Raw genomic sequence first — 8,749 nt, 5'->3', positions numbered from 1 at the left:
GCACTGAGGGATAAAAAGTGAAGATATGTTTTAAAAATTCTCTGTGTCTCTGTGCCTCAGTGGTTATTCTTATCTCTGTAGTTTTATTAAAATTTATCTCTGTGTCCTCTGTGGTTAACGCATTTTCAGAATTCTTTCAATTATTGCTGTTGTAGAGATTCCTTTAACAAAGGGAAGGCTGTGGGTCTCTCTTACAATATTGCTTCCGACTATGTCTTCTTTTTTCCAGTCACCGCCTTTAACGAGGATATCTGGCTGGATTTCTTTTATTAATTCATAGGGCGTCTCTTCATCAAAGAGGACAACAAAATCAACCATCTGTAATGCCGCAAGAACCTCGCCACGTTCAGCCTCAGGCGTTATCGGCCTTCCATGCTTTATATTTGCCACAGACCTGTCAGTGTTTAATCCAACCACAAGGATATCGCCGAGTGCTTTTGCCTCCCTCAGGTAGCGGACATGGCCTACATGGATCAGGTCAAAACAGCCATTGGTGAAGACAATCTTTTTACCCTGGGCTTTAAGCTTTGGCAGTGTATTTTTTAGCTCTGCCAGCTCTATAATCTTGCTTCTCATTAAAAAGATCCTTCGTCGCTCCGCTCCTCAGGATAAATAAAACCATATTTGGTTTTATTTAATTTAACAGCGAGTTAACTACATTGTCAAATTTAGTTAAGCTCCCTATCTACTCCATTGGGCAATCTCCCTCAAAAAGCTTTTCCCCTTTATTGCCCCTTTAATATCAAATGCTTCTAAAATTGTGGCCCCTACATCTGAAAAGCTTTCCCTTAAACCAAGGTCTTTGCCTGCTTTAAAAGATGGGCCATAAACAAGGAGTGGCACATATTCCCTTGAGTGGTCTGTGCTTGGTGTGGTCGGGTCACAGCCGTGGTCTGCAGTGAGAATTAAAAAATCCTGCTCGCCAAGCATTTCAAGAATTTCAGGCAGCCTTGCATCAAATGCCTCAAGGGCATTTGCATATCCATGTGGGTTATTTCTATGCCCGTATAATGTGTCAAAGTCCACGAGGGTTGTGAAGATAAGCCCCTTTTTGAGGCCTTTAAAATTCTCAGTGGTTTTAGATATCCCTTCATCGGTCCCTGTTACTGAGACCGTTTTTGTAAAGCCCCTTCCTGCAAATATATCTTTGACCTTTCCTATGCTTATCACATCGAGCCCTTTATCGACTAGATACTCAAGGACTGTTTTCGCAGGTGGTGGAAGGCTATAGTCTCTTCTCTTTGGCGTTCTAACAAAATTCCCTGGTTTTCCAATAAAGGGTCTTGCAATGACACGGCAGACATTATGGGGTGGCTGCAGGATTTTCCTTGCTGCCTCACACATTTGATACAGATTCTCAAGAGGTATGACATCTTCATGTGCAGCTATCTGAAAGACGCTATCCGCAGATGTGTAGACAATGGGCCTGCCTGTTTTTATGTGTTCAGGGCCGAGCTCTTTTATTATCTCTGTCCCTGATGCAGGCTTATTTCCGAGGATTCGTCTTCCGATGGCCTTTTCAAAGGCATTGATTATTTCTTGAGGAAAGCCTTCTGGATAAGTTGGAAATGGCCTGTCTACAGGCACTCCCATAAGTTCCCAGTGTCCTGAGGTTGTGTCTTTTGCAGGAGAGACTTCTTTCATCCTGCCGTAAGAGCCAATAGGTTTTTCTGATTTTTTAATGCCCGTAAAGTCTCCGAGAAGACCAAGGCCGAGTGCCTCTAAATTCGGAAGGTTCAAACCTCCAACAGCCTTTGCAATATTTCCGAGTGTATTGCTGCCCTTATCGCCAAATTCCCCTGCATCAGGAAGCTCACCAATACCAAGACTATCAATGATAATTAATATTACTCTTTCAAACATTGATTATAGAATAACACACATTTCACTTCTTACTTCCCACTTCTCACTTCTCACTGCTCACTTCTCACTGCTCACTGCCTCTGTCCCCACTTCATTGAATTTTTGTCTTGACATTCTATTTAAACTTTGGCTATAAAAAATATTGTGCAATTAGATTTAGATATTGTTTATTGCCCCAACAGGAGATGTAAAGACTTCGGCAAAAAAGGCCGTGGCAACATAGCAATAATCGACCGCTATGGCAAGAACAAGCGCAAATTACTCAGGTGTCGTAGCTGCGGCTTCAGATTTTCAGAAAGGCGCTGGACTATTTTCTTTGGCCTGCACACAGATGAGGGAACCATAAAGCAGGCCCTGAAGTCCCTTTTTGAAGGCAATAGCATCAGAAAGACAGCCGAAGAAGTAGGCCTTGATAAGGACACTGTTCAGAGGATATGGAAAAGGGTTGTTGAGAACTGGGAAAAGGCAGTTGAGCAGTTTCTCGAAGGTTTAGACCTTGAAGACATAGAGTTTGAAGATTTTATTTCCTTTCCACCTGCCAATCTCTGGAGGGCAGGTATAAGCAAGAGGAAGAAAAAGGGCGGTATTATCTACGGATTCAATAAGGCAGGTTCTTTTTAGTGGAGAATAAAATAAGGGTTGCAATAGCCGGGGTTGGCAATTGTGCAAGCTCGCTTGTTCAGGGGATAGAGTATTATAAAACTCTGAGTGAAAACGACCCGCACAAATCTCTCGGACTCATGCATTACAACCTCGGCGGCTATAGGCCTGAGGATATAGAGATAGTTGCTGCCTTTGACATTGATGAAAGAAAAGTAGGGAAGCCGATTTCCGAGGCAATATTTGCCAGGCCTAACTGCACCAAAATTTTCTGTAACAGCCTGAAGGATCACAAGACTAAGGTGGCAATGGGAGAGGTTCTTGATGGTGTTTCTCCGCACATGGCTGATTACCCGGATGATAAGCGTTTTATAGTGGCCAGGGAAAGGCCATGTAATGTAGAGAAGGTTCTGAAGGAGAGCGGTGCCCATATGCTTCTGAATTACCTGCCAGTTGGTTCTGAAAAAGCAACTGCCTTTTATGCAGAGGCGTGCCTTAACACAGGCGTGAGCTTTATAAATTGTATTCCAGTTTTTATTGCATCAGATGAAGAATGGGCAAAAAGGTTTGAAGAAAAAGGTATACCCATAATCGGCGATGATGTAAAGAGCCAGATTGGCGCAACCATAATACACCGCACCCTGACCAGATTATTTCAGGACAGAGGAGTAAAGATAGACAGCACATACCAGCTTAATGTAGGCGGCAATACAGATTTCCTTAATATGCTCAATCATAGCAGGCTTAAGTTGAAAAAGATATCAAAGACAGAAGCCGTAAGGTCTCAGATGGGAAATCCACTCAAAGACGACAACATCCATATAGGCCCTTCTGACTATATCCCCTGGCTCAATGATAACAAGGTTTGCTTCTTGAGGATGGAAGGCAGGGGTTTTGGAGGGATTCCAATCAATATTGAATTGAGGCTTTCAGTTGAGGATTCTCCCAACAGCGCAGGGGTTGTTATAGATGCCATAAGATGTTGCAAGCTTGCGAGGAAGAGGGCTATCGGAGGTGTGCTGACATCTCCTTCGGCATATTTTATGAAGCACCCGATAATTCAGATGTCCGATGAAGAGGCAAGGGAAAGGGTGGAGGAGTTTATTGCTGGTAAACGGGATAGATGAAAACTAAAAAAATCAAAATGCAAAAATCAAAAGTCAAAATTATGGAATTCCTTTCCGCCCCGGCGGATCTCCGATATTTTTAATTTATGCTTAGTGCTAAACTCGGCCATTTTCTTGATAAGCCCCTTACCCCTGTTGCAAAAAAAATAAACGTTAATCCTAACATCCTCACAATTTCTGGCTTTATAATAAGTGTTATTGCCGCCTTTGTCATTCCTTATAATCTCAGGGCAGGAGGCATTCTGATTATTGTTGGCGGGCTCTTTGATATGTTCGATGGAATTGTTGCGAGGACAAATGGCAGGGCAACTGACTTTGGGGCATATCTTGATTCTGTACTCGACCGCTATGCAGATGCCTTCATCTTTCTGGCCATTGCATGGTATTTAGCTTCAACTGGAAATCACACAGGCGCTTTTTTAAGCATCGGCACTATGGTTGGTGCATTTCTCATAAGCTACGCAAGGGCAAGGGCAGAGGGCCTTGGGAAAGACTGCCACACAGGACTCATGGAACGCCCTGAAAGAGTGGTGCTTCTTGCTTTCGGTGCAATAAGCGGATGGCTTGTGCCTGTGCTCTGGCTCATGCTAATTCTTACCCATGTAACAGTAATCCAGAGAATCTATCATGTGCGGAGATTAATTAAATGAAGAGTGGTTTCCCAACTGCATTTTCAAGTTAAATTAAACTCAGGTAGTGTTGCCCTGATTCTATCTCCCTGGGCCTCAAGTCAATTGCCATTCTACTGAAAAATAGTTAAGTTTACAAATTCGAACAGCTAACTTATAATCTGTTATGGTAGAAAAAGTACGTGTGAGGTTTGCCCCGAGCCCTACTGGTTTTTTGCACCTCGGAGGCGCAAGGACTGCGCTTTTTAACTGGCTTTATGCGAGACGCCACCAAGGCATTTTTATACTCAGGATAGAGGATACAGACAGGAGCCGCTCTACAGATGAGTCAATAGAGGAAATTATTGAAGGGTTGAAATGGCTTGGCCTTGACTGGGATGAAGGGCCTTTCAGGCAGACAGACAGATTTGATGTTTATCGCAGTTATGTGGATAAACTTTTAAAAGAAGGCAATGCCTATTATTGCTATTGTAGCCCTGAGGAGCTTGAGGAGAGGCGTAAAGATGCCCTTGCAAAAGGGATGCCTCCAAAATATGACGGTAGATGCAGAAACATAGAAAGGGTTCAAGGGTTCAAGGGTTCAAGGGTTCAAGAGAAAAATGCTGCGGTGCGGTTCAAGATGCCTCAGGAAGGCCAGACAGTTGTTGACGACTTAATCAGGGGCAGGGTGGTCTTTGAAAATGCCCAACTTGATGACCTTATAATCCTCCGCTCTGATGGAACTCCCACCTATAACTTTGTTGTTGTGGTTGATGATATTGATATGAAGATAACCCATGTCATAAGGGGAGATGACCACCTTAACAATACGCCAAAACAGGTACACATATACAGGGCATTTGGCTACGAGCCGCCTTTATTTGCACACCTTCCAATGATACTCGGCTCTGATAAGACCAGGCTCAGCAAGCGCCATGGAGCAACATCTGTAACAGCGTACAGGGATTTGGGCTATCTTCCTGAGGCACTTCTCAATTACCTTGCCCGCCTTGGGTGGGCTTATGGAGACCAGGAAGTCTTTTCAAAAGAAGAATTAATAGAAAAATTCTCTCTCGAGAATGTAGGAAAGTCTCCTGCTGTTTTTAATCCTGAGAAGTTACTCTGGCTTAACAGCCAGTATATAAACCAATCTACCGAAATAAGTCTTATAGGACTTATAAGACCTATTCTTATAAAAGAGGGTATAATCAGAGAGGGGCAGGGGCTTGACAGAGAATGGCTTTCAAAGGCGATTATTACATTGAAGGAGCGGTCGAGGACCCTGCTTGAGCTTGCGAATTCATTGAGATACTATATTGCTGAATATGTTGAATACAATCCAGAGGCAAAAGAAAAATTTCTCAATAATAAGAGCCTTCCATATCTTGTCGAGTTAAGAGACGCCCTCGCTTCTCTTGATAACTTCACATCGCCTGAGATCGAGAAGATCTTTATGTCCATTGTTAATAAACACGGCATCAAGCTCGGCAACCTCGCCCAGCCTGTACGCGTCGCCATTACAGGTAATACGGTCAGCCCTGGAATCTTCGAGGTGCTTGAGATTGTGGGGAAAGAAAAGACGATAAAAAGGTTTGAGAAGGCAATAAAAGTGATTGGTGTCAATTATCAGTAAATGCTGTTTACTGTGACTGTGAATTAATTTTCTATGAGCTATATTGCTGTTATAGGTGCAGGGACATGGGGGACGACTCTTGCGATACTCCTTTCTGAGAAAGATTATGATGTATCCCTCTGGGTTTACGAGGAAGACCTGTGCGAAGAAATTATCAGGACTGGAATAAACAGCATCTATCTTCCTGATGTTGTTTTACCACGCAGCATAAAGGTCTCTCACAGGATAGATGATGTTGTAAAAAAGGCAAGGTTTATTCTTAATGTTGTCCCCACACAGTATACAAGGGCAGTATTCAAAGACGCATTGCCATACATATCCGAAGAAGCAATAATCATCAGTGCCTCAAAGGGAATAGAAAAAGGGACTCTCTTAACTGTCTCGGCCATTTTAAAAGAGCTTTCCAGTCATCAGGTTGCGGCACTCTCAGGTCCGAGCTTTGCAAAAGAGGTGATAAAAAAATTCCCCACAGCAGTGACCCTTGCAACCGGTGATGTGAAGACAGGTTTACTTCTTCAGGAAATCTTCAATACAGATTATTTCAGGGTTTATACTCACGATGATATCCTCGGCGTTGAGCTTGGTGGCGCCCTGAAAAATGTTATAGCCATTGCATCTGGAATATCAGACGCCCTCGGCCTCGGGTTTAATGCAAGGGCAGCCCTTATTACGAGAGGCCTTGCTGAGATGACCCGTCTCGGTATTGCTATGGGTGCAAAAGAGAAGACATTTTCAGGTCTCAGCGGTCTTGGAGACCTGGTTCTAACATGTACAAGTACACTCTCCAGAAATTATACTGTAGGTGTCAAACTCGGCCAGGGCCAGAAATTAAAAGATATCCTTTTAGATATGAAGATGGTGGCAGAAGGTATTGCAACTGCTGAGTCAGCCTATGAGCTTTCTAAAAGGCATAAAGTCGAAATGCCCATTGTGGAGCAAATCTACAAGGTGATAAATGAGGATAAAAGCCCGTATGATGCTGTAAAAGACCTCATGGGAAGGACGCTGAAGGCTGAGTTTCATGCATAGTTCTAAGATAAAACAAATACTCGAGTCGGTGAAGGCCGGCAGATTGACAACTGATAAAGCCCTCGATTCCTTAAAGCATCTTTCGACCACCACAGACATTTGAGACATGGCGTTCCTGAGGTAATCTTTGCACAGGGGAAGAGTGCTAATGATATTTTAGCTATTGCTGATTCCATGTTCAAGAAAAGCGGCAGTTTTTTAATAACAAAGGCGTCAAAAGAGGTCTTTGAGGCTCTCAAAAGCATTAGAGGTCTCACCAGCAAAAAAGCAAAATTTTATGAGCTATCCGGCGTGATTGCTGCTGGAGGGACAAAGAAGAAGACAGGCAAAGTTATTGTGCTATGTGCCGGGACATCGGATATCCCTGTGGCAGAAGAGGCTGCTGTGACAGCATCCTTTCTTGGAAGTAAGGTAGAGACAATATTCGATATCGGAGTTGCAGGCATTCACAGGGTTCTCGATAAAAGGAGAGTGTTTTCGAATGCAAAGGTAATAATTGTAGTTGCAGGCATGGAGGGTGCACTTCCATCAGTAATCGGAGGTCTGACAGACAGGCCGATTATCGCTGTCCCTACATCTGTTGGCTATGGCACGAGCATGGCAGGCTTAACAGCGCTTTTCGCAATGCTTAATTCCTGCGTTCCAGGCATTGCTGTTATGAACATTGACAACGGATTTGGCGCAGGGTGTCTGGCGCATAAGATAAATACGTTATGATTGCCTATTTCGACTGTTTCTCTGGTGTAAGCGGGGATATGATACTCGGGGCGATGGTGGATGCAGGGATGCCCTTAAATGAACTGAAAAGGGAACTTTCTAAACTTAAACTTAAGGGTTATAGATTAAAGGAAGAGGAAGTCAAGAGGGCTGGCCTTATGGCCACGAAAGTAGATGTAGTTCAAAGTTCAAAGTTCAAAGGTCAAAGTTCAAAGAATTGGAAAGATGTCGAAAAGATTATAAAGGCGTCGTCCCTTTCTCCGCAAGTAAAACAGAATGGACTCAAAATCTTCAAAAGATTATTTGAGGCCGAGGCAAAGGTTCACGGCGAACCCCTTGATAAGGTTCATCTCCATGAACTTGGTGCTGTGGATTGTATAATTGACATAATCGGTACACTGATAGGACTTGAATTTTTAGGTGTGGAAAAGGTTTATTCTTCGGCAATAAACCTTGGGAGCGGTACTGTGAAGACTGAGCACGGAATCCTTCCTGTTCCTGCACCTGCCACTGCAGGACTTTTAAGGAAAGTACCTGTTTATTCCTCAAACATTCCATTTGAGCTTACAACACCCACAGGTGCAGTTATTATCTCTTCTCTGGCTGATGGCTTCGGGCCAATGCCCCATATGAAAGTTTCAAAAATTGGCATCGGTGCAGGAAATAAGGATTTTAGAACACAGCCCAATATCCTCAGGTTATTTGTTGGCGAAGGCGGCACAACCTCTGCTGATGAAGTTACAATAATTGAAACGAATATCGATGATATGTCGCCACAGATTTATGAACATGTCATGGATCTCCTATTTGATTCTGGCGCCCTCGATGTTTATTTAACTCCTGTGATGGCGAAAAAGAGCCGTCCTGGAATAAAACTCACAGTGATTTCTGATAATCTTAAAGCAGCCAAGCTATCTGATATAATCTTAAGGGAGACAACCACCTTTGGCCTCAGGGCTTATCAGGCTAAGCGGACTGTCCTTGAGAGAGAAATCAGAGAGGTAGAGACGGCTTATGGAAAGGTCAGGGTTAAGGTAGGGAAGATGAAAGGGGAGGTGCTTAAAGAATCTCCTGAATACGAAGATTTAAAGGAATTGGCAAAGAAAAATCGTGTGCCTATAGGTGTTATCCTTAATGAGATAACAAAAAAGCGTAAATTTTGATAAAATTTC

At 43.3% G+C, this 8,749-nt stretch carries 8 protein-coding genes and 1 pseudogene; 7 read left to right on the top strand and 2 right to left on the bottom strand.

All coding sequences use genetic code 11. The features are described from left to right. Window positions 1–114: 114 nt before the first annotated feature. A complete protein-coding gene (gene rfaE2 / locus HZC12_02935) occupies window positions 115–576 on the bottom strand; it encodes a D-glycero-beta-D-manno-heptose 1-phosphate adenylyltransferase (protein ID MBI5025682.1) in 462 nt (153 codons plus the stop codon). 105 nt (window positions 577–681) lie between these two features. Continuing rightward, entirely contained in the window at window positions 682–1,863 is a 1,182-nt protein-coding gene (locus HZC12_02930; GenBank protein MBI5025681.1) for a phosphopentomutase, read from the bottom strand. 126 nt (window positions 1,864–1,989) lie between these two features. Between HZC12_02930 and HZC12_02925 the strand changes: the two genes are divergently transcribed. The 7 genes and pseudogenes from HZC12_02925 (at window position 1,990) to larC (ending at window position 8,740) form a co-directional block, all read left to right on the top strand. Further along, window positions 1,990–2,484, top strand: coding sequence for a hypothetical protein (locus HZC12_02925; protein MBI5025680.1), 495 nt, complete (start codon window positions 1,990–1,992; stop codon window positions 2,482–2,484). Beyond that, entirely contained in the window at window positions 2,484–3,590 is a 1,107-nt protein-coding gene (locus HZC12_02920) for an inositol-3-phosphate synthase (protein ID MBI5025679.1), read from the top strand. Before HZC12_02925 ends, HZC12_02920 begins: the two co-directional genes overlap by 1 nt. 86 nt (window positions 3,591–3,676) lie before the next feature. Beyond that, window positions 3,677–4,240: a CDP-alcohol phosphatidyltransferase family protein gene (locus tag HZC12_02915; protein ID MBI5025678.1), complete on the top strand. Its 564-nt coding sequence runs from the start codon at window positions 3,677–3,679 to the stop codon at window positions 4,238–4,240. A 145-nt stretch (window positions 4,241–4,385) separates the two neighbouring features. Continuing rightward, window positions 4,386–5,831: a glutamate--tRNA ligase gene (gltX, locus tag HZC12_02910; GenBank protein MBI5025677.1), complete on the top strand. Its 1,446-nt coding sequence runs from the start codon at window positions 4,386–4,388 to the stop codon at window positions 5,829–5,831. 33 nt (window positions 5,832–5,864) lie between these two features. Beyond that, window positions 5,865–6,860 (top strand): NAD(P)-dependent glycerol-3-phosphate dehydrogenase, encoded by a 996-nt coding sequence (locus HZC12_02905; GenBank protein MBI5025676.1) that lies wholly within the window; start codon window positions 5,865–5,867, stop codon window positions 6,858–6,860. Next, window positions 6,853–7,577, top strand: a pseudogene (gene larB, locus HZC12_02900) (nickel pincer cofactor biosynthesis protein LarB). Before HZC12_02905 ends, larB begins: the two are co-directional and overlap by 8 nt. Then, window positions 7,574–8,740 carry a nickel pincer cofactor biosynthesis protein LarC gene (gene larC / locus HZC12_02895; GenBank protein MBI5025675.1) on the top strand — a complete coding sequence of 389 codons (1,167 nt, stop codon included), beginning with the start codon at window positions 7,574–7,576 and terminating at the stop codon, window positions 8,738–8,740. Before larB ends, larC begins: the two are co-directional and overlap by 4 nt. Window positions 8,741–8,749 lie beyond the last annotated feature (9 nt).

Source organism: Nitrospirota bacterium (assembly GCA_016214385.1).
Taxonomy (GTDB): domain Bacteria; phylum Nitrospirota; class Thermodesulfovibrionia; order UBA6902; family JACROP01; genus JACROP01.
The sequence above is the reverse complement of the archived record's forward strand: the minus strand, read 5'-3'. Positions and strand labels throughout refer to the sequence as shown.